The following is a 20,960-nucleotide window of genomic DNA, read 5'->3' as shown; positions in this document are numbered from 1 at the left end:
TTTTACATTATCCAGCTTCTGGAGAAGCAGGATAACAGTAAATTCCAGGTACGCCCACGGCGATCCAGATATATATCGAGAGTCTGCAATCACTACGGTTATAAAAACTCAAAAAAAAGGCGCTGATTTCTCAACGCCTTTCTAAGTTTTATCAAACTGTCCTAAACTGCTTCAGAAACCTCAGGTCATTCTCTGTAAATAATCGAAGATCTTTGATCTGATATTTCAGCATGGCGATTCGCTCTATACCCATACCGAAGGCAAAGCCAGTATATTTCTTAGAATCTATTCCGCAATTCTCCAACACATTCGGATCTACCATTCCTGATCCACCGATTTCTACCCAACCGCTGCCTTTACAGACATTACAGCCCTTGCCACCACAAATCAAGCATGTGATGTCAATCTCTGCACTTGGCTCTGTAAAAGGGAAGTATGATGGTCTGAAGCGTACTTTGGTTTCCTTACCAAACATCTCTTTGGCGAAGTGATACAAGGTGTTTTTCAAATCAGCGAAACCTACATTTTCATCTACATACAATCCTTCTACTTGGTGGAAAATACAATGTGCACGAGCTGAGATCGCTTCATTTCTATAAACTCTTCCTGGAGAAAGGGTACGAATCGGAGGTTTTTGATTTTCCATCACGCGAACCTGCACAGAGGAAGTATGTGTTCTCAACGCGATATCAGGGTTTTTCTCTATGAAAAATGTATCCTGCATCTCACGAGCAGGGTGATTTTCAGGGAAATTCAGGGCAGTGAAGTTATGCCAATCGTCTTCGATCTCCGGACCTTCGGAAAGGTTGAAACCTATTCGCTCGAAAATTTCGATGATGCGCTGACGTGTAGCTGTAAGTGGATGAATCCCACCAAGGCTTTGATTGGAAGGAGGTAGCGTCAAGTCAATATCAGCTGATTTTGACTTCTTGTTGGCTTGGCTCACTTTTTCAATCAATTCTTGAAACTTCGCTTCCGCCAATTGCTTTACGCCATTTACCAGCTGACCATAGGATTTTTTCTCCTCGTTAGGGATTTTTCCCATGCCAGCAAAAAGCTCTCCCACCACAGATTTCTTGGAGATATACTCCATTCTGTAGGCTTCTAGCTCCTCTGGGTTAGTTGCGTCGGCGGCTGAAATAGCTGCTTTGATAGATTCGATTTTCTCCTGATACATTGGACTCCATTTATTCGAGTGACAAAGCTACCATTTTTGAGGTCTTTTGGAAAGGATGAAGGTTGACTTTAGGTTGTGAAAAGCTAGAAGATCAGAAAATCGTCCTACATCTACCATCAAAAGGCCTGAAGGGTAATGAAAGGATGGAGTTCTGATTATCTCGTAAATCAACCATCCCAATTCGTAAATTTTTTAATCTCTGTAAATCCAGAAACTAGTAATCTCCCGTATCTCATTCCAAATAAGAAACCAAAAAAAATCATGAAACTAACAAGATCATGAAAATTCAAAATTTCTTCAAACTGGCTTTTGCAGCCTTTATTTTTCTTTCTGCAAACATAGCTTTTGCTCAAATGGAAAAAACAAAAATGGTAGGTGGAGCAGAAATGTATCCATCAAAAAATATCGTGGAAAATGCAGTGAATTCTGCTGATCATACCACATTGGTAGCGGCTGTAAAAGCAGCGGGTTTAGTAGAAACGCTTCAAGGAACTGGACCATTTACGGTTTTTGCACCGGATAATATGGCTTTTGAGAAGCTTCCAGCAGGAACGGTAGAGACTCTTTTGAAACCGGAAAACAAAACTACACTTCAGGCAGTTCTTACTTACCACGTGGTAGCTGGTAAAATGGGATCCAAAGAAATCGCTGCTGCCATCAAAAAAGGAGACGGTAAAGCTGTACTTACAACAGTTCAAGGCGGAAAGTTAACTGCTTGGATGAAAGGAAAAGATCTTTACATCACTGACGCAAACGGTGGAGAATCTAAAGTTACAATTGCGGATGTATGGCAGTCTAATGGTGTGATCCACTCAGTAGATACCGTACTACTACCAAAAATGTAATAGTTGCTGGTTGCCCAATGCTAAGCCGGCTCCGAAAGGGGTCGGCTTTTTTGTGTGAATTTTTTTAACCGCAAAGCACGCAGAGTTTTACGCGGAGGACACAATTCATTTTGTTAGCCTACTTCTCCAAAAGCCGGTGGTTAACAATTCTCTACTCTAATTTTGGGGATATGATTGGCAAATAATTTTTTGTCAGAAAAGCTCCTGGGGAATTTGAAATACAGCAATCCCAGGATCTTCATCGGTTGTCAGTCCATAGATTTCGTTTGTCTCTTCATTCACTACGATTTGGATGATTGATCTAACCTGAGTCAAAAAAAGGATTCTCATGATAATAAAAAAACCGACTGAATTTCTCCAGTCGGTATAAGGATTCTTAGATTTCGTAATTCTTAAATCAAAACGCGAAAATCACACTTTACCAAGTTCTTCCACCTCTAGAAGGGCCTCTTCTTTGCCAAGGTTGGTCAGACGGTTCTGGCTGTTTGAAATTACCCAGAATGTAAGTGAAGGTCAGCATACCATACCTGGTCAAGACATTGGTATAAACATCGGACACGGATACATCTGAAATGGTTCGGGTGATGCTATTATTCTGATTAAGCAAATCGAAGATGACTAACTTTAGCTCTGCCTTATTGTTCTTAGCGAATCTATAACCGGCTTCCATGTTCCAGAGCCATACAGACTGATCAAATCCTTCTGAAAGTCCACGGTATAAGCTATTGTTTACCGTATTTCCAACAAATAGCTTTCCATCATTCGGAGAGTAATATAAGCGAAGATTTGATTCTTGGATATAGTAATTGTTATTTAAATTCTCTTGCAAACTTGAGTTCACAATCGTGTAGGTACCTGTGGTACTGATCGTAAAGTCAAAATCCTTGCTAATATTAGAGGTAAAGGTAATTCCTTGACCCAGATCAATATTCTCATTGATGTTTTTCTCTCCGTTGATAAGTCCTGGAGATCTACTGAAACCAACTCGTGTGTTTAAATTGATATTAGTTTTGATTCCTTTGATTGGAGCCCCATAAGTCATAAACATTCGGCTACTAAAGTTCCCATCCAAGTTGACAGGCTGAGAAATCTGTCCTCCTGGACGAAGTAAAATCTCTCCATTGATCAAGGTATCTTGAGCGGCAATGTAGGTGCTACTACCGATGTAATCCTTGGTTGTAGCAATGTTAGCAAATATGAAGAAGGTACGATTTTTCTCCATATTGAATTTACCAATATTAGCAAAAATGCTGTTTTGGAAACTCTGACCCAAATTTGGATTACCCACGCTTAGGCTCAATGGGTTTTGGTTATTCACCACATTTTGCAACTGGCTTACTGAAGGTTCGTCAGTGCTTGTTCTATACCTTAAGCGGAAGTTCAGTCCAGACTCTCTATTTCTATAGCTTACGCTTGCGCTTGGCAAGATATTGTTGAAATCACGAACAAATACCCCTTCCGTAGGGAAGAAAGCCTCATTATCCAACTTAGCATATTGGTAATCCAAATTAGCACTCAAATTCCAGCCTTGACTATTGTAAGCATAGCCAGTTCTCAATCTCTGCGTGATAAACTTGTTGTTAAATTCATTACTCAAGGCAGTATCTAAAACCGGGATATTTTCATCGTTTAATACTCTTGTTTTTTGATCTGAATCAGTTTTGTTGTTTCCTATCTGATAGCCAAATGTCGCAATGGATTTTTCACTTAAAGGTTCTGTTAAAGTAGCATTTATTCTATAGTTGAAACCCTTTGACAGTAAGTCTGTGTCTTGCAGCGTCGTGTCCAGTTGGTTTTTCCCATAATCCTTGCTAGCCCCAGCCAGCTCTGAATCTTGATCATTATTACTCCAAGAGGTATTTATATCTGTAGAGAAAGTTCTGCCTTTTTTGTCAAACTTATAGCGATATGTCAGGTTATTGGCGATGCTATAGGAGTTGGTCTCAGCATTCGTAATAGAACGCAGTGAAGAAAGTGAATCTGTATCATTTGCTAAAGTCAAGGCATCCCTATCAGAGAAGGTTTTGCTTGTACGGAATGAAATATTCGGAGTGATAATTAAGGAGTTTTTATCATTCAGATCCGCTTCAATTCGGGCATTAGCACGGTGATTATAATTATCTACAGAATTGACCAAGTTTTCTTGATAATTCTGCGTAGTAGTTTCGTTGATTACGGTTTGTCTATTAGTGATTTGGCGAAGGGTATTCTGTGTATTGTTGAAGAAGTAACTTCCTGTAAAGTTGACCTTAGAGCCCAACTTATCACTATAGTTAAGTCCCAATGCATTGGAAGTAATAATACCAGTATCATTGCCTCCATAGAAATTGCTATTGCCTCCACCAAAACCTCCACGTCCTCTTCCGCCACCGCCAGAAGCGTTGGCGTTTACTCCCGCAAGATCATCACTGGAGAAATTTTGTTGATTGATATTATTGAACAATCCTAGGACAGAAACTCTTCTATCGCCTTTGAAAAAATTTACACTACCACCGGCATTATACCTTTCATCTGTACCATATCCACCATATACTCTACCGAACTGGCCATTTTTTCGATCTTCTCTCAAAATGATATTGATAGTCTTCGTATAAGTTCCGTCATCGAAACCAGTCAATCTACTTTGATCAGATTTTTGATCCAATATTTCTACTCTATCTATTGACTCTGCTGGCAGATTTTTCAAAGCAATATTAGGATCAGAACCGAAAAACTCACGGCCGTCTACCAAAATCTTTTGTACAGCTTCACCTTGAGCCTGAACTTCACCGTTTGCGATGGTAACACCTGGAATCTTACCAATCAAGTCTTCAGCCATGCCATTTTCCCTAGTTTTAAAAGCGCTGGCATTGAATGAGGTAGTATCTCCTCTCATTTCACCCATTGGGTTTTGGCCCTCTATGACCACCTCACCTAATACTTGTGCATCTTCTACAAGCGTCAATACACCAAGATCAATTGGATCTCTCCCTGAGTGAGTCTTAGAAATAGTCTCGTAACCAATAAATTTGATTTCGATTTTTACTGAAGGAATGTTAGGTCTTACAATTTCAAAATTCCCTTTTCCATCTGTAACTGTTCCGACCAAAAGCGAATCTGTAACAGTTTTGATAAGCACATTGGCACCAGCCATGGGTGTTTTGGTGCTCCCGTCCATGACGGTTCCTTTTAATTTTCTTTCAGGACGATCTTGACCTGTTGGTCGCTGTCCAAATGCTGATGTGCCTATTAAAAGGCTAAAAATCAGTAGTATAATGTGGTAGTTTTTCTTCATGTCTATGCAAATTTCTACTTCTTTGACCGAATAACAAGGTCAAAGGTTTATTCTGCATCTGAGGAAAAATAAGAATGGATGTTGGGTTGGATAAATGGTATAAAAACCATTTAAATATCAGAAGGCCTAAATTTTGCCCATAATATCTGCATAGGAGATTCCAAAATGACTATTATCATAAATAACGTCTCCATTTTTTATCAACAATACTTGTGGGGACTCGTGAGGAACCCGAAACTCTTTTGCCACTAATTCTGACAAATCACGACGTGAAATCAAATCCAAAAAATAAGGTGTCACTTGCTCGCTGTCCGAGTCTTTCCACTTTCTAAGCAAACGATCTAATGACATACTGCTGATGGAGCATCTTGTACTATGTTTGAAAATCAAGACGGGTTTTTCATTACTTAGCGCTTTGATTTCCTGTATTTGCTCAGCTTGATCTAGTTTATTCCAATTCATTTTGGTGATTTTATATTTTTGGGGCAATACTTGCAGAAGAAAGATTCGCCACTGCAAACCAAACTTCATTTATGAAAATACAGTTCATTCCTGCTAGCGCAAAATATTTCTCTTTGCTACTTGTTTCAATTCTGTTGGTATCTGCCTGCAAAAGTGTCAATCCAATGCTTGACCCAGGTCCTACCACAGCTCCGCCTGCAGCTACTTCTGCTGTGAATGTGCCTCTGGTAATTCCCAAAAACACTCTTAGTAAACTTATGAACAGCCAAATCCCTCAAGTTCTACTAACGGAGGAAAATCTGGACATGGGCAGTGGCATAGAAGGTGAATTTACCATGAGCAGAAATGGTCAGATAAGTTGGACAGCGCTGGATAGTCAGCGGATACAGTTGACTGTTCCTGTGAAAATAGCAGGAGAGGTAGGATTGAAGAAGCGTGGTTTGGGCAATTTATTTCAATCACGTCTACCTCTCGATGAGGAGTTCAGTCCTGTTTTTATCGTGAATCCATCCATTAATTCCGATTGGAAGGTTACTGTTGACAACTTTGAATTACTTGACTTAGGCGGAAGCTTGGAGTTGGATATTTTAGGAATGCAGGTAGATTTGAGTGGCTTGCTGAGCAAGGAAATCAGCAAGTGGGGAGAGAAAAATCTCACCAATGGAAAATCTATTGCAGATTTGAAAACTTTGGTAGATTTAGCCTGGGCGCAGGTTGGGAAGCCATTTGAAGTGGCTTGGCTTGGTGGCACAACTGCTTTTTCTATTCAACCTACCGAAGTACGCTTCCATAATTTTTTCGACCAAAATGAAAACCTAACTGTTTGGCTGGGTTTGCAGGGCAAAATCATTACACATCCTGTAGATGCCGCCCCTTCAAGGGCTTTTCCACTGCCAAAACTCAGTCCCAATGACCAGTCGGAAAATCATCTAGATCTTATCATGCCTTTGGCTGTAAGTTATGCTCAGCTCGATCAGATCCTGTCTAATAATGTGGCAGGGAAGCTGATCAAAGTTGATAAAAAGACAACTTTAACTCCGAGTAACATAAAAACCCGCGCATACGGTGACTTATTGGCTATCAATATGGACTTTGACGCAGTCCAAACCAATGGAAAAAGCTTGCAAGGAACACTTTTCGTAGTCACTAGACCTAGCTACGATGCAGCTACTCAAAGTCTAATTTTTACAGATGTCAATTTCAAAATGGAAAGTGGCAATCTGGGAGCTCAGACTAGTGTAGGATTGAAGAAAGGTAAAATTATTCGTCAGATTGAAAGCAAAGCTGTTTTTCCAATAGGCAATGTTTTGCAAGGGAGTTTGGAAGGTATCACTGATCGTCTAAGGCTTAGCACACCAATCGCAGATCTAAAAATCGCAGATTTAGAAGTCGCTCCAGATGGTTTTTATCCAACCTCTACTGGCTTGATAATCCAGATGAAAGCAGCTGGCGAAGTGGATGTAGAATGGAAATAGAAAACCCATCAAAATTGACAGTTTTGAAAATAAATTCGATTCGTAATCAGACATTTTATAGTAAACCCCTAAAGAACTTTAAACGCTAATTATCTGACATTCTGGCAATAATGAAAAAAGGAATATTTCTTGTAAAGAAGAATGCATGATGAATTATCACCCTCTCATTCGTTACATCAGACGTATCATGTGGTCATTGATAGTGGCATTTATGGTTGGTATTCACAATTTTTACAAGCAGGAGATGGACTCTCCTGATTCTATCGTTTCTTCCATACAAATGGACGAGGAGGAAGATGATTCAGCACCTAATGAATAAAAGAGCCAAGATCTTCTTATCGAAAACCTTGGCTCTAGTATTTTGATTCTTCAAAAGGATATTACTTTTTCCCTTCAATAATCTTGGTCACCACATCCGGATCAAGCAAGGTGCTGGTATCTCCCATGCTATCAAAAGATCCTTCAGCTACTTTTCGCAAAATCCTGCGCATGATTTTTCCTGATCTAGTTTTAGGCAATCCTGAGACTAGCTGAATTTTATCTGGTTTGGCAATTGGCCCAATGATTTGGGAAACCATCTCTTTGATCTCGTTGACCAGGTTAGCTTCTGTTCGGTTGGTCAAATCACAGATGACATATGCATAGATTCCCTGTCCTTTGACTTCATGAGGATAACCTACCACTGCAGATTCTATCACTTTCGGATGCTCATTGATCGCGTTTTCCACTTCTGCAGTACCTAATCTATGTCCTGATACATTGATCACATCATCTACTCGCCCTAGGATTCTATAGTATCCGTCATGATCCCGCTTCACACCATCACCCGTGAAATACATTCCCTTATAAGTAGAGAAATACGTTTGCTTGCATCGCTCATGATCTCCATAAGTCGTTCGGATCATAGAAGGCCAAGGGAACTTGATACAGAGATTCCCTTCCACAGAGTTTCCTGTGAGTTCTTTGCCCTCAGGGTCTACAATACAAAGTTGTACACCTGGAAGTGGCAAAGTCGCATAAGCAGGCTTGGTAGGGGTGATCCCAGCAATCGGAGAAACCATGATTCCTCCAGTTTCTGTTTGCCACCAAGTATCTACTATAGGGCATTTATTTTTCCCGATATGTGTGTGATACCAATGCCATGCTTCTTCATTGATCGGCTCACCTACTGAACCCAACACTTTCAGAGAGCTTAGGTCATAGTTATTAATTGGCTCAGTACCGTAGGCCTGTAGTGCTCTAATGGCTGTAGGAGCGGTGTAGAACACATTTACTTTATGTTTTTCTACTACTGCCCAAAACCTGCCAGCATCTGGAAAAGTCGGAACACCTTCAAACATCAGGGTAGTGGCTCCTGCCAAAAGTGGTCCATAAACAATATAAGAGTGACCGGTAATCCAGCCTACATCGGCGGTACACCAGTACACATCACCTTCGGAATATTGGAATACATTGTCAAAGGAATACTGAGAATAAACCATATATCCACCTGTGGTGTGAACCACACCTTTTGGCTTGCCTGTAGAGCCAGAGGTGTAAAGAATAAATAGCATGTCCTCACTATCCATTTCTTCAGCTGGACAGAGATCAGCTTCTTCAGCGATCACATCATGCCACCAGTGATCACGACCCTCTTTCATGGTCACATCCTGTTTGGTACGCTCGTAAACAATCACTGTTTCCACTGAGCTTTTTTCCAAAGCCTCATCCACTACAGCTTTTACTGCGATCTTCTTGCTTCCTCGGAAATTCCCATCAGATGTCAAAATTGCTTTTGCCTCACAGTCGATTACTCGATCAGCTAGAGCTGAACTAGAGAATCCAGCAAAAACAACCGAGTGAATCGCGCCGATTCTGGCGCAGGCTAGCATGGCTATGGCTGATTCCGGCACCATGGGCATATAGATGATTACCTTATCCCCTTTACCTATTCCCTTACTTTTCAAGGCATTTGCAAAGCGGTTCACTTCGTGAAAAAGCTCTCGGTAAGTAAGTGTCCTGCCTTCCTCATTTGGATCATTGGCTTCCCAAATGATAGCTGGGCGATCTCCTATGGTAAACAGATGACGCTCAAATATGTTTTCGGTGATATTAAGTTTAGCATCTACAAACCATTGTATATCTGGTTCATCAAAGTTCCATTTCAATACCTTAGACCAGCGCTTTCTCCAATGAAATGAATCCGCAATCCTTGCCCAGAATTCTTCCGGCTGAGTTACACTTTTTTGGTATTCGTAGAGGTATCCGCTGAGGGTATGTATTCTGTCACTCATGATAATCTTGGTTTATTGTTTTCAATTTTGGGTAAAATATGCTCTAATTTAATGATCCTGCGCTTTACCAGCACCACGTGGGATTCTTATTTCCTGCACCATATCCTGCACAGCTTGAGGTGGAGCAGGGGTAAATTTGGAGACCGTCACACATACAATGAAGTTAAGTATCATTCCTATAGATCCGATTCCTTCTGGAGAAACCCCAAACCACCAGTGCTCGGCGGAGTTTAATTCTGGACTTATAAACTTGAAATAAACGATATAGCCCAGCGTAAATATCAAGCCGGTAAGCATTCCTGAGATAGCACCTTCTTTGTTTATTCGGCTAGAGAAAATACCCATTATGATCACTGGGAAGAAAGAGGCTGCTGCAAGTCCAAAAGCAAAGGCAACGACCTCTGCTACAAAACCAGGGGGATTCACACCGAAATAACCAGCTAAAATTACTGCTCCTGCTGCCGCAATACGAGCAATTCTCAATTCTTTCTTATCGGAAATGTCGGGTCTAAATGTCTTGAACAAATCTCTAGACACTGAAGTAGAAATCACCAATAATAGTCCTGCAGCAGTAGAAAGTGCAGCGGCCATTCCACCGGCAGCTACTAGACCAACCACCCAATTGGGAAGCTGCGCGATTTCTGGACTTGCCAGGACCATAATGTCTCTGTCTATGCTCAATTCATTGGCAGTAGGATCTGCGAGGTACTGCACTTTCCCATCGTCATTTTTATCATCTACCGCTATTAGTCCTGTTTTTTGCCAAGTAGAAATCCAGGCAGGAAGCTCTGAAATCTTCTTTTCAGAAGTACTTTCTATAGCATTATACATCCCAAAAGCTGCAATTGCAGGAGCAGTCGTATATAGAATAGCAATAAATACCAAGGCATATCCAGCCGAAAGCCTAGCATCTTTCACTCGAGGTACGGTGAAAAAACGTACGATCACATGCGGCAAACCAGCAGTACCTACCATCAATGCCAAAGTGATCATAAACATATCCGTAATGCTTTTCCTACCGGAAGTATAAGCCGCAAAACCAAGTTCTCCGAGTACTCCATCAAGCTTGTCCAGTAAGGGAGTGCCATCAGCGACTGATCCACCTAATCCAAGTTGTGGAACAGGATTCCCAGTCAACTGCATAGAAATGAATATCGCAGGAACCATGTAGGCGAAGATCAAGACACAGTATTGCGCGACTTGCGTGTAAGTAATTCCTTTCATTCCACCGAGTACAGCATAGAATAACACGATACACATCCCGATCACCACGCCCCATTCTATCGGAACTTCCAAATATCTGGAGAAAACAATTCCCACCCCTCGCATCTGCCCAGCTACGTAAGTAAAGGAGATAAATAGCGCGCAGATTACCGCGACCACTTTCGCAGTATTGGAGTAATAACGATCTCCTACGAAGTCAGGAACAGTGAATTTCCCAAATTTCCGAAGGTAAGGAGCAAGCAAGAGTGCGAGCAAAACGTAGCCTCCTGTCCAACCCATCAGGTAGACTGAGCCATCATATCCCGAAAAAGAAATAATTCCGGCCATGGAGATAAAGGAAGCTGCAGACATCCAATCTGCGGCAGTTGCCATGCCATTTGCTAGTGGAGATACGCCTCCACCTGCGACATAGAATTCTTGGGTAGATCCAGCGCGGGACCAGATGGCTATGCCTATATATAATGCGAATGAAATACCTACTAGTATGTAGGTCCAGGTTAAGATTTCCATAGTTTGTTAGCTCAAAAAGTTATTCTTCGTCCACATCAAATTCCCTATCCAATCGGTTCATTCGTACCACATAGACAAAAATCAGAATGACAAAAGCGAAAATTGATCCCTGCTGGGCAAACCAGAATCCAAGCTTGTATCCGCCAAGTCGAAATTCATTAAGTTCATTGACGAAAAGAATGCCGCAGCCGAAAGAAACGATAAACCAGACGATTAAGAGTATAAAAAGTGTTTGGAGGTTTTTCCTCCAGTAAGCTTTCATTTTTTCATTTTGGGCAGGCATAGGTTAGGGTTTATGTTTAGAAAATAAAACTAGCCTTGAAGCTAGCGATTGCATCCATAGGAATGCAAGCTGTTTTCCATGAAATAATCGAAATTTTACCGTAACCCCTGAAAATTGCCTGAGATTCTTTGGGTCAGAGCTTAGCTAACGATCAGAAAACTAAAAATGTGCGCTGTATGCTTTACCTATTATTTAATAAAAAACTCAGATAGTATGGCTAGACCTGCTGCTAGAAAACTTACGATCAGCTTGTTCAACTGAAACTTGTGATGAGGGCTGCTTTCGAAAAATATGGTGGTGGAAATATGAAGAAATCCGCCTGCTACCAATCCGTATAGAATTCCTATGCCTTGTTTTTCAAGAATTCCACTTTCAAACAAAAATGAGCTTGACATCATACCAAGCGGTGATGCCAAGGCAAAGAGCGTCAATAGTATTAATGTAGTTTTCTTACTTAATGTGCTTGATAGTACCGCTGCCAGCGCAAATGCCGCTGGGCCTTTGTGAAGAATAATTCCTAGCAATACGGTCTTGCTATTATGTACATGCCCAAGAACATGTTCTCCTTGATCCATCAATTCTCCATGCGAAAGTAAAGTCCCTTCTAGGAAAGCGTGAATGAACAGACCCAGCATAACCGTGGTCATGGCTTTACTCCCCTGATGTTCATGAGCATGAATATGTCCGTGCTCAATCCCACTAGACCAAAATTCCAGTAATTGCTGCAGTAGAAACCCAATCAGAATGTATAATCCCATTCTATTGCTATCAAATCCACTGTCAAACAACTCTGGTAAAATATGGAGTATCGTAATCGAGAAGAGGTAGGACCCAGCAAACACCAGTACAAGGCGAAAGTACTTCTCTCTAAAATTGGGTGCAAAAAAAACCAATGATCCTGCGATCATGGCGGTAAGAAAAAGAAGTAAAAATTTGATTTCCATCGGACTGAGTTACTTTTCTTTTTTCAGGTGAAAAGGAGAAACTTATAACTCTGGCAAAGGTAATAAAATTCAATAATGTTGCATTTAAAATTAATTAGCTTGTGGGAAAGATAAGAATGGCTTCAAGCTTTCACTCGCAAAAGTCTTAAATCCGCCATTACCATCATCGTAAATTAGAAAGACTTCTATTTCATCTAATTTCTCATCCAAACTGATTGCCTCATCTTTTCCCATCACCATCATCGCAGTAGCATAAGCATCAGCCATCATGCAATTATCCGCCACAACCGTTGCACTAAGCAAGGTATGGTTTACAGGATAACCAGTGGCAGGATTGATGGTGTGTGAGATTTTCACAGAGTCACGCACATAGAAATTGCGGTAGTTACCTGAGGTAGCCATTCCTTTATCTTTCAAGGCTATGATACCTAATAGGGCAGATGCATTGGCAGATACCTCCGGGCGATTCACGCCTACCTTCCAAAGCTCACCTTTTTCATTTTGACCCTTTGCTACCAGTTCTCCACCGATTTCCACCAGGTAGTTTGAAATTCCCTTATTCTTCAAATAATCTGCGACTACATCAGAACCATAGCCTTTGGCAATAGCAGAAAAATCAAGATAGATTCCCTGTACTTTTTTGCGAAGCTGATTCTGATCAAATGCAATTTTGTCGAAGCCTACCGTCTTTAAGAGATTTTTGATATCCACACTATCCTTAAGCTCTGGTCCGCCAGGGCCAAACCCCCAAATATTCACTAGTGGTCCAACTGTTGGGTCAAAAGCTCCATTGGTATTATCATAGACCTTCTTGGAAGCTTCTAGCACAGGCAGCAAATAGGGTAATTTGAAGTCCAGTGTATCGTCTAAGTTGAATTGGCTCAGTTCCGAGTCGGGGATATAAGTAGAAAGAGATTCGTTGAAAACTTCCAGCAGTGAATCAATGGAAGTTTGCAGATCACGGCTTTCCTCATCTAGGTAAGTGATATTGTAAGTCGTTCCCATGGTTTTACCAGAAAGAATCATCTTGCCTGCCACGCTGACAGGAGTTTCGGTGACAGTTGTCTCCGTCTTGTCCCGATTTCGCCAGGAGTAGACCAGCATTACGGCAACAAGTAACACGATAGAATAGATGATATTTTTTCTGGCGTTTTGGCGCATGGTTTTCTGAATTTGACTGCAAATTTAAAGCTTATTTTCCAGTTTCGAAGGAAAGCCAAGGATTCAAAAATGCAGGCGAAGGCATTCGTATTTTTCTATATTTGTGTGCGTACGGATATACTATGAGAGAAGATTATTTAAGTGGGGAGGATGAAAGTCTAAGCCCAAAGGACAAAGATTATGAAAAAGCGTTAAGACCCTTAAGCTTTGAGGATTTTACCGGTCAGTTCAAAATCGTGGAGAATTTGCGAGTTTTTGTGTTGGCAGCCAAGAATAGAAATGAGCCATTGGATCATGTGCTTCTTCATGGACCTCCAGGCTTAGGCAAAACTACACTTAGTCACATAATAGCTAACGAACTTCAGGCTGGGATCAAAATCACCTCGGGTCCAGTCCTAGATAAGCCTTCCGATCTGGCAGGTTTACTGACCAATCTGGAAGAAGGGGATGTACTTTTTATAGATGAAATTCACCGCCTCAATCCTATTGTGGAGGAATACTTGTATTCGGCGATGGAAGATTTCCGGATAGATATTATGCTGGATTCGGGACCAAATGCTCGCTCTGTACAAATTACGCTAAGTCCATTTACACTAATCGGAGCTACTACTCGCTCTGGTTTGTTGACCTCTCCGCTCCGAGCCAGATTTGGCATCAATTCCCGATTGGAATATTACGATGCCAAACTATTGACAGATATCGTAACACGCTCTGCGGGTATTCTACAAACTCCCATCGATGAAGTAGCTGCCTATGAGATTGCAAGAAGAAGCCGAGGAACGCCAAGAATTGCAAATATGCTACTCCGTAGAACCCGAGATTTTGCAGAAGTGAAGGGTGACGGAACCATTACCCTAGAAATATCAAAAATTGCGCTGGATGCTTTGGATGTGGATGTGAATGGCTTGGACGAAATGGATAACCGAATTCTCCTAACCATCATTGAGAAGTTCAAAGGAGGTCCAGTAGGTCTGAGTACCATTGCCACCGCTTGTAGCGAAGAGGCAGAGACTATTGAGGAAGTATATGAACCCTTTCTGATTCAAGAAGGCTATTTAAAGAGAACTTCCCGGGGTCGTATGGCCACAGAGTTGGCTTATAAACATTTGAAGATAAAGCCTTCTCAGGGAATCGGTGGCTTGTTCGAAGGGATGTAGATTTAATTTTTGCCATTGCTACAATTTCTCCCGAATTCCCTGATAAGGGACTGCAATTGAAGAAATGGATGAAAGATATTTTGCCTGAGTTTACAAACTGTAAGTCAAGAAAACACAAATGCCGTTGGTCAACAATATCCCAACGGCATTATGTGAAAATAAACTTTCCTCTTACCCGTATATCTCTTCTAAAATCTGAGCTAGACGAATACTGGCTGCAATCAATCTTTCTTCAATTGTAGCTCTGGTATCGAAACCATAGTTGTAAGAGAGCTTCTTGTTTTCTGGGAGATTATAAATCAAAGGTCTTGCAGCTACAGCTTCCGCAAGCCAGGTATCTATACCTCCGGCTCTATATCCTGCAATAAGGTCTTTATTCAATCTACCTGATAATTCATCTCCTATCTCGGTATAACTCATATTCCAGCCTTCTATTATGCTTGAATCCCATACTGCATGTAGATTGGTGGATCGGCCAAAATAGCTAAGCTTCACATCATTTCCACCCCTGTCCTCACCAGTTCCTACGTGCAACGGCTGATGGATGTCTTCGACTAAGTGGATGAGCATTTTCAGCATTTCAGCTTCTTTCTCTGGAGATAGATTTCCAGCTTTCAGCTCAGACTTGATTCGAATGATTTCTGCATAGACATTCCCACCTTTCTCCTGAATAGACTCATCGTATTCTCCAGCAATGCTAGTCATGTAGTGCCAAGGATTAGCATAATCAAATGCTCGGTCAGATTTGATCTCATCCATCCAGGTTCCACTTCTGCCTATAGACATAGGATAGAGTACTTTTTCCACCTTTTTACGTACTGATCGCTTCAATTGCATTTCTGCCATATAGCCAATCAAATAATGGCCCAGTTGGCCCCAAGCGAAGCTTTGAGTGGCTATTAGAAAAACAAAAACTGAGGTAGTAAGGAGTTTTTTCATGTTAGGAATCTCTAAGAAAGCGGAAAATTTCTGCAAAAAAGACTAAAGGAAAGTTATCGAAAATCTAGGCTTTTTCGAGCTCGGACACAGCCAAGAAAGCCATCAAACCAGCTCCAATTTCCAAGGAATCTTCATCAATATCGAAAGTAGGCGTATGAACCCCAGATGTAATACCTTTAGCTTCATTTCTAGTTCCCAATCTGTAGAAGCAACCTTCCACTTCCTGAGAATAGAAAGCAAAATCTTCTGCTGCCATCCAAATATCTAAATCGAGTACATTTTCCTCTCCTAGGTAAGCTATTGCAGCCTGATGAGATCTTTCTGTCAATTCAGGATCATTTTTCAAAAATGGATAGCCTTTTCGGATATCAAAGTCAACTTCTCCGCCCATTCCTTCTACGATTCCTTTGGCAATAGAAAGCATCTTCTCATGAGCCTTCGCTCTCCAATCCTCATCAAGAGTACGGAAAGTGCCTTGGATCTTCACTTCATTAGGAATCACATTGGTAGCTCCTAATGCCTCCACTCTACCAAAAGAAAGTACAGATGGGATCTTTGGGCTGGCCGCTCTACTCACTACTTGCTGCAAAGCAACAATCATATGAGAAGCAATCAGCACCGGATCAATCAAAGTCTCAGGCATGGCCGCATGACCACCTTTACCTTTTACGGTGACGTAGATTTCATCAGCACTAGCCATATAAATACCAGGACGAAAACCAACTTTGCCTACTTCGATAAAGGGCATCACGTGCTGGCCTATAATTCCATTTGGACGAGGATTTTCGAGTACTTTATCAGCGATCATCAAAGAAGCCCCACCAGGAGCCACTTCTTCGCCAGGTTGAAAAATCAACTTGATCGTTCCTTCGAATTGATCTTTTACCTCATTTAGTATTTTGGCGGCACCTAGTAAAGATGCGGTATGTGCATCATGTCCGCAGGCATGCATGACGCCTGGGTTTTGAGATTTGTAAGAAACATCATTTGCCTCTATGATCGGCAATGCGTCCATATCTGCACGAAGGGCAACAACACGTTTACTCGGGTTTTTACCCTCAATCAAAGCAGACCATCCAGTGTCGGCCTTAGATTCGATATTAGTTATTCCTATTTCTTGAAGCTTTTTCTTTACAAACTCAGCAGTATTAAACTCTTGGTAAGAAAGCTCAGGATTTGCATGAAGATGGCGACGATTTGCAATTACTTCTTCTTTGTAGGCCTTAGCCAGAGATTTAATTTTGTCCTTCAGCATTTTCTTGATTGAGTTCGTTTAGCGTTTTAAATTCTTCACGCTGAAAGCGATCTTGAATTATCCTCGCTGTTGGGAATTCTGATTTTACTTCTGCAAAGCTCTTTTGAGCTTCTATTTTGTGGGTGAATTTTCCAACTTTCACAAGATACCTTGGCTGCTCATATTGCATTTCTGGGGTAAGATCAGGGTAATTCATGGCCAAATCATCACGGGTTTTGAAAGCTTTTTCACGATCAATCCCTGAATAAATTAAAACTGAATATCCACTGAAATAAGGCTCAGACTTATTCTTGCTAATTAAGCTCGCTTGCACTTGCGCTAGTTGTGCATCAATTGCCTCGGCAGACTCTGCTGATTCAAATGATGCTTTTGTATTCATCTGTGCACGATAATCTGGATAAACGGGTAGAGATGGATTCAAATTTTCCTGATAATTCGCATAGCTTGATGCAGAACTCGTCGTTTTACGCGAGGTATTACAACTCGCTAATATCAATGCCAATCCTAAAATCCAGAATATCCTCATACTATTTTTAATTATCAATGATCACACATTTACCTTCCTGCACATCTTGTTCCACACTTTTGTATTTCACATCCTTTTTGGTGGTTCCATTAGTGTATTGCACAGAAACTTTGTCATTTCTTCCGTAAGCCTTGTCAGATTTTCTTGGCGCCACCACTTGCGGAGCAGGTCTTCCAGCATTGGAAGCAGCTACTGCAGCACGGTTAGCACCAGGATTTAGGGTACTTCCAGAATCAGCCTTGGTCGCTTGCACTTGTGGTTCGGCAGTTTTTTGCGGAGCCGCAGCATGTACCTGATTAGGATCTTGCTTAGGCAAATCTGCCCTTGTCAAGAAGGTACTCATATCTTCATTCAACTTACCAATGAAGCGCTTGAACATCTCGAATGCTTCAAACTTATAGATCAATAAAGGATCCTTTTGCTCATACACAGCATTTTGAACCGACTGCTTCAAGTCATCCATATCTCTAAGATGCTCTTTCCAGTTTTGATCAATAATGGCAAGCGATACATTTTTCTCGATGGCTCTCACCAATTCTCTACCTTCAGAATTCACGGTATCCTCAAGGTTCACCACTACGCCAATTTGCTTGATTCCGTCAGAAATAGGTACCATGATATCTTTCACAGTAGCTCCTCTTTCTTCTTGAACTCGCTTGAAAATTGGAAGTGCAGTGCTCATCATCACTTCACTTTTCTTCTGATAAGTTTCAAAAGCTAGGGTATAAAGCTCCTGAGTCATCTGAGCTGGATCTTTAGACTTCAGATCATTTTCAGATACAATATGATCCACTCCTAAAGTAGTGAACACATTCATTCTGAAGTCCTCAGGATCTGGATTGGATTTGCCCATATCTACCAGGCCTTCGCAGACATCGTAAAGTATGTTCAAAATATCCAATTCTAATCTTTCCCCTTTCAGTGCATTTCTTCTTCTCTTATAGACCACTTCACGCTGTGAGTTCATCACATCATCGTATTCAAGTAGTCTCTTTCTCGTACCAAAGTTATTTTCCTCCACCTTACGCTGTGCACGCTCGATAGACTTAGAAATCATGCTGTGCTGGATTACTTCTCCTTCTTCAAGGCCCATTCTATCCATCAGCTTGGCGATACGATCTGAACCGAAAAGACGCATCAAGCTATCCTCAAGTGACACAAAGAATTGGGATGAACCCACGTCTCCTTGACGACCAGATCTACCTCGAAGCTGTCTATCGACACGACGTGATTCGTGACGCTCTGTACCGATGATCGCCAAACCACCAGCTTTTTTGGCTTCTGGAGAAAGCTTAATATCTGTACCACGACCAGCCATGTTGGTAGCAATAGTAACTGTGCCAGACTGACCAGCAATTGCCACTACATCCGCTTCTTTAGCATGCTGCTTCGCATTCAATACTTGATGAGGAATTTTCTTCAGTGTCAACATTCTACTGAGTACCTCAGAGATTTCTACCGAAGTAGTACCCACTAGAACAGGTCTTCCTGCAGCTACTAGTTCATTGATCTCATCACCAACAGCGTTGAATTTCTCACGAACAGTCTTGTAAACTTTATCATCACGGTCAGCTCTGATAATCGGCTTATTGGTAGGAATTACAACTACATCCAGTTTGTAGATCTCCCAGAATTCACCTGCTTCAGTCTCCGCAGTACCAGTCATACCAGCAAGCTTGTGATACATCCTGAAGTAATTCTGAAGGGTAATCGTCGCGTAGGTTTGTGTAGCGTCTTCCACTTTCACATTTTCCTTCGCCTCGATCGCCTGGTGCAATCCGTCAGAATAACGACGACCTTCCATCACACGACCAGTTTGCTCATCGACAATTTTTACCTTGCCATCCACCAAGATATACTCGGTGTCTTTTTCAAACATACAATATGCCTTAAGCAATTGATTTACAGTGTGAATTCGTTGTGCTTTTACGCTATAATCTTTGATTGCTTCTTCCTTGCGAACAAGCTTCTCAGTATCGTCGACTCCTTCTTCTTTTTCCAAATCCGCGATCAAAACTCCGATATCTGGAAGAATGAAGAATTCAGTATTTTCATTCTTGGTAGTCATCGTCTCGATACCACGATCGGTCAAATCGACTACGTTTGTTTTTTCATCTATGGTAAACAAAAGCGGCTCATCTGCTTCTGGCATTTGACGCTTATTGTCCTGAAGGAAATGGTTTTCAGTCTTCTGTAGGATCACTCGAACCCCTGGTTCAGAAAGGTATTTAATCAATGGCTTGTACTTCGGCATTCCACGGAATGCACGGAATAGCGCTACTCCACCTTCTTTATCATTGCCGTCAGCAATCATTTTCTTTGCAGAGCTCAAGAAACCCTGTACCAGCTTGCGCTGCTCATCTACTAGGGTAGAAACTCGAGGCTTCATATCATCAAACTCATGCACATCACCTTTAGGCACAGGTCCAGAGATAATCAATGGTGTTCTCGCGTCATCAATCAACACGGAATCGACCTCATCAATCATTGCAAAGTGATGCTTGCCCTGAACTAGATCACCAGCTTCACGAGCCATGTTATCTCTTAGGTAATCGAAACCAAATTCGTTATTGGTACCGTAGACGATATCCGATCTATAGGCTTTCTTACGTCCAGCTGAGTTGGGGGTATATTTATCAATACAATCCACTGTCAATCCGTGGAATTCAAAAAGTGGCGCATTCCATTCGGAGTCACGCTTGGCCAGGTAATCATTCACTGTTACGATGTGAACACCACGACCAGCAAGTGCATTGAGATAAGCAGGTAGGGTAGAAACCAATGTTTTACCTTCACCAGTCGCCATTTCGGCAATATTTCCTTTGTGAAGCACCATACCACCGATAAGCTGAACATCGTAATGGATCATGTCCCAAACTACTTCAGTACCTGCGGCCATCCACTTGTTATGCCAGATAGCTTCTTCACCTTGGATCTCTACATTCTGCTTACTTGCAGAGAGTTCACGATCCTGATCATTAGCCGTCACAACTAGCTTACCATTTTCCTTGAAGCGTCTCGCGGTTTCTTTTACTACTGCGAAAGCCTTTGGCAAAACCTTCTCTAAAACTACTTCTAGGGCTTCATTTCGATCTTTTTCGATTTGATCGATCTGATTGAAAAGCTGATCTTTTTCATGGATTGCTTTCAAAGGCAAATCATCCACCTGTGATCTGATGGTACTGATCTTATCGTCGAATTCCTTCAGATGTGCGTTGATTTCAAGCTTGATTTCTCCAGTTTTTGCCCGCAATTGATCATCACTGAGGTTCTTTAAACCAGAAAAAGCTTCATTGATCTTTGTGACGATCGGAAGAAGTTCTTTGATATCTCTGTCGGACTTGGTTCCAAATACTTTTGCAATACCTTTTGCTATAATATCTAACATGCTAGCTTATTGTTATTCTCTATTAGGGCTTCAAAATTAAGCCCTTTTTGTTATAATTGATAATAAA

The 20,960-nt window shown here is 41.4% G+C and carries 18 protein-coding genes; 4 read left to right on the top strand and 14 right to left on the bottom strand.

The features are described from left to right. Positions 1-151: 151 nt before the first annotated feature. Positions 152-1,177: a phenylalanine--tRNA ligase subunit alpha gene (locus LV85_RS00875; protein ID WP_111316290.1), complete on the bottom strand. Its 1,026-nt coding sequence runs from the start codon at positions 1,175-1,177 to the stop codon at positions 152-154. A gap of 278 nt (positions 1,178-1,455) precedes the next feature. Between LV85_RS00875 and LV85_RS00870 the strand changes: the two genes are divergently transcribed. Further along, a complete protein-coding gene (locus tag LV85_RS00870) occupies positions 1,456-2,022 on the top strand; it encodes a fasciclin domain-containing protein (RefSeq protein WP_111316289.1) in 567 nt (188 codons plus the stop codon). Between the two features lie 192 nt (positions 2,023-2,214). Here LV85_RS00870 and LV85_RS22000 read toward each other — a convergent pair whose 3' ends face one another. The 4 genes from LV85_RS22000 to LV85_RS22290 all read right to left on the bottom strand — a co-directional run bounded on the left by LV85_RS22000 (position 2,215) and on the right by LV85_RS22290 (position 5,996). Further along, positions 2,215-2,352, bottom strand: a complete 138-nt coding sequence (locus LV85_RS22000; protein ID WP_158531117.1) for a hypothetical protein — start codon at positions 2,350-2,352, stop codon at positions 2,215-2,217. Positions 2,353-2,440: 88 nt separating this feature from the next. Further along, positions 2,441-5,296 carry a TonB-dependent receptor gene (locus LV85_RS00865; protein WP_111316288.1) on the bottom strand — a complete coding sequence of 952 codons (2,856 nt, stop codon included), beginning with the start codon at positions 5,294-5,296 and terminating at the stop codon, positions 2,441-2,443. 126 nt (positions 5,297-5,422) lie between these two features. Beyond that, complete coding sequence (gene ytxJ / locus LV85_RS00860; RefSeq protein WP_111316504.1) at positions 5,423-5,758, bottom strand: bacillithiol system redox-active protein YtxJ; 336 nt, start codon at positions 5,756-5,758, stop codon at positions 5,423-5,425. A gap of 10 nt (positions 5,759-5,768) precedes the next feature. Beyond that, positions 5,769-5,996 (bottom strand): hypothetical protein, encoded by a 228-nt coding sequence (locus LV85_RS22290; protein ID WP_245942090.1) that lies wholly within the window; start codon positions 5,994-5,996, stop codon positions 5,769-5,771. 19 nt (positions 5,997-6,015) lie between these two features. On the opposite strand from LV85_RS22290, the gene LV85_RS00855 reads away from it, so the two are divergent. Together LV85_RS00855 and LV85_RS21995 are read left to right on the top strand one after the other, a co-directional pair. After that, positions 6,016-7,233, top strand: coding sequence for a DUF4403 family protein (locus LV85_RS00855; RefSeq protein ID WP_245942088.1), 1,218 nt, complete (start codon positions 6,016-6,018; stop codon positions 7,231-7,233). A 145-nt stretch (positions 7,234-7,378) separates the two neighbouring features. Continuing rightward, positions 7,379-7,552 carry a hypothetical protein gene (locus tag LV85_RS21995; RefSeq protein WP_158531116.1) on the top strand — a complete coding sequence of 58 codons (174 nt, stop codon included), beginning with the start codon at positions 7,379-7,381 and terminating at the stop codon, positions 7,550-7,552. 61 nt (positions 7,553-7,613) lie between these two features. Here LV85_RS21995 and acs read toward each other — a convergent pair whose 3' ends face one another. The 5 genes from acs to LV85_RS00830 all read right to left on the bottom strand — a co-directional run bounded on the left by acs (position 7,614) and on the right by LV85_RS00830 (position 13,628). Then, the gene (gene acs, locus LV85_RS00850; RefSeq protein WP_111316286.1) at positions 7,614-9,506 is read right to left on the bottom strand and encodes an acetate--CoA ligase; all 1,893 of its coding nucleotides are present in this window, start codon (positions 9,504-9,506) and stop codon (positions 7,614-7,616) included. A gap of 48 nt (positions 9,507-9,554) precedes the next feature. Continuing rightward, complete coding sequence (locus LV85_RS00845) at positions 9,555-11,240, bottom strand: sodium:solute symporter family protein (RefSeq protein WP_111316285.1); 1,686 nt, start codon at positions 11,238-11,240, stop codon at positions 9,555-9,557. 19 nt (positions 11,241-11,259) lie between these two features. Then, positions 11,260-11,523, bottom strand: coding sequence for a DUF4212 domain-containing protein (locus LV85_RS00840; protein WP_111316284.1), 264 nt, complete (start codon positions 11,521-11,523; stop codon positions 11,260-11,262). A gap of 188 nt (positions 11,524-11,711) precedes the next feature. Continuing rightward, a complete protein-coding gene (locus tag LV85_RS00835) occupies positions 11,712-12,467 on the bottom strand; it encodes a ZIP family metal transporter (RefSeq protein ID WP_111316283.1) in 756 nt (251 codons plus the stop codon). A gap of 90 nt (positions 12,468-12,557) precedes the next feature. Continuing rightward, complete coding sequence (locus LV85_RS00830; protein ID WP_111316282.1) at positions 12,558-13,628, bottom strand: FAD:protein FMN transferase; 1,071 nt, start codon at positions 13,626-13,628, stop codon at positions 12,558-12,560. 122 nt (positions 13,629-13,750) lie between these two features. On the opposite strand from LV85_RS00830, the gene ruvB reads away from it, so the two are divergent. After that, positions 13,751-14,785, top strand: coding sequence for a Holliday junction branch migration DNA helicase RuvB (ruvB, locus tag LV85_RS00825; RefSeq protein WP_111316281.1), 1,035 nt, complete (start codon positions 13,751-13,753; stop codon positions 14,783-14,785). A 171-nt stretch (positions 14,786-14,956) separates the two neighbouring features. Here ruvB and LV85_RS00820 read toward each other — a convergent pair whose 3' ends face one another. From LV85_RS00820 to secA, 4 genes are all read right to left on the bottom strand, one after another. Next, positions 14,957-15,724, bottom strand: a complete 768-nt coding sequence (locus tag LV85_RS00820) for a S1/P1 nuclease (RefSeq protein WP_111316280.1) — start codon at positions 15,722-15,724, stop codon at positions 14,957-14,959. 64 nt (positions 15,725-15,788) lie between these two features. Continuing rightward, positions 15,789-16,979: a M20 metallopeptidase family protein gene (locus LV85_RS00815; RefSeq protein ID WP_111316279.1), complete on the bottom strand. Its 1,191-nt coding sequence runs from the start codon at positions 16,977-16,979 to the stop codon at positions 15,789-15,791. Then, entirely contained in the window at positions 16,960-17,505 is a 546-nt protein-coding gene (locus LV85_RS00810; protein ID WP_111316278.1) for a hypothetical protein, read from the bottom strand. The genes LV85_RS00815 and LV85_RS00810 overlap by 20 nt, the downstream gene beginning before the upstream one ends. A 7-nt stretch (positions 17,506-17,512) precedes the next feature. Continuing rightward, positions 17,513-20,893, bottom strand: a complete 3,381-nt coding sequence (secA, locus tag LV85_RS00805) for a preprotein translocase subunit SecA (protein ID WP_111316277.1) — start codon at positions 20,891-20,893, stop codon at positions 17,513-17,515. Between the last annotated feature and the right edge of the window lie 67 nt (positions 20,894-20,960).

Source organism: Algoriphagus chordae, assembly GCF_003254055.1.
GTDB classification, from domain to species: domain Bacteria; phylum Bacteroidota; class Bacteroidia; order Cytophagales; family Cyclobacteriaceae; genus Algoriphagus; species Algoriphagus chordae.
This window is presented reverse-complemented; position numbering and strand designations above follow the sequence as displayed.

Coding starts and splice junctions, on each gene's coding strand:
- LV85_RS00875 (WP_111316290.1), bottom strand. CDS start 1,177: ATGTATCAGGAGAAAATCGAATCTATCAAAGCAGCTATTTCAGCCGCC.
- LV85_RS00870 (WP_111316289.1), top strand. CDS start 1,456: ATGAAAATTCAAAATTTCTTCAAACTGGCTTTTGCAGCCTTTATTTTT.
- LV85_RS22000 (WP_158531117.1), bottom strand. CDS start 2,352: ATGAGAATCCTTTTTTTGACTCAGGTTAGATCAATCATCCAAATCGTA.
- LV85_RS00865 (WP_111316288.1), bottom strand. CDS start 5,296: ATGAAGAAAAACTACCACATTATACTACTGATTTTTAGCCTTTTAATA.
- ytxJ (WP_111316504.1), bottom strand. CDS start 5,758: ATGAATTGGAATAAACTAGATCAAGCTGAGCAAATACAGGAAATCAAA.
- LV85_RS00855 (WP_245942088.1), top strand. CDS start 6,016: ATGAACAGCCAAATCCCTCAAGTTCTACTAACGGAGGAAAATCTGGAC.
- LV85_RS21995 (WP_158531116.1), top strand. CDS start 7,379: ATGATGAATTATCACCCTCTCATTCGTTACATCAGACGTATCATGTGG.
- acs (WP_111316286.1), bottom strand. CDS start 9,506: ATGAGTGACAGAATACATACCCTCAGCGGATACCTCTACGAATACCAA.
- LV85_RS00845 (WP_111316285.1), bottom strand. CDS start 11,240: ATGGAAATCTTAACCTGGACCTACATACTAGTAGGTATTTCATTCGCA.
- LV85_RS00840 (WP_111316284.1), bottom strand. CDS start 11,523: ATGCCTGCCCAAAATGAAAAAATGAAAGCTTACTGGAGGAAAAACCTC.
- LV85_RS00835 (WP_111316283.1), bottom strand. CDS start 12,467: ATGGAAATCAAATTTTTACTTCTTTTTCTTACCGCCATGATCGCAGGA.
- LV85_RS00830 (WP_111316282.1), bottom strand. CDS start 13,628: ATGCGCCAAAACGCCAGAAAAAATATCATCTATTCTATCGTGTTACTT.
- ruvB (WP_111316281.1), top strand. CDS start 13,751: ATGAGAGAAGATTATTTAAGTGGGGAGGATGAAAGTCTAAGCCCAAAG.
- LV85_RS00820 (WP_111316280.1), bottom strand. CDS start 15,724: ATGAAAAAACTCCTTACTACCTCAGTTTTTGTTTTTCTAATAGCCACT.
- LV85_RS00815 (WP_111316279.1), bottom strand. CDS start 16,979: ATGCTGAAGGACAAAATTAAATCTCTGGCTAAGGCCTACAAAGAAGAA.
- LV85_RS00810 (WP_111316278.1), bottom strand. CDS start 17,505: ATGAGGATATTCTGGATTTTAGGATTGGCATTGATATTAGCGAGTTGT.
- secA (WP_111316277.1), bottom strand. CDS start 20,893: ATGTTAGATATTATAGCAAAAGGTATTGCAAAAGTATTTGGAACCAAG.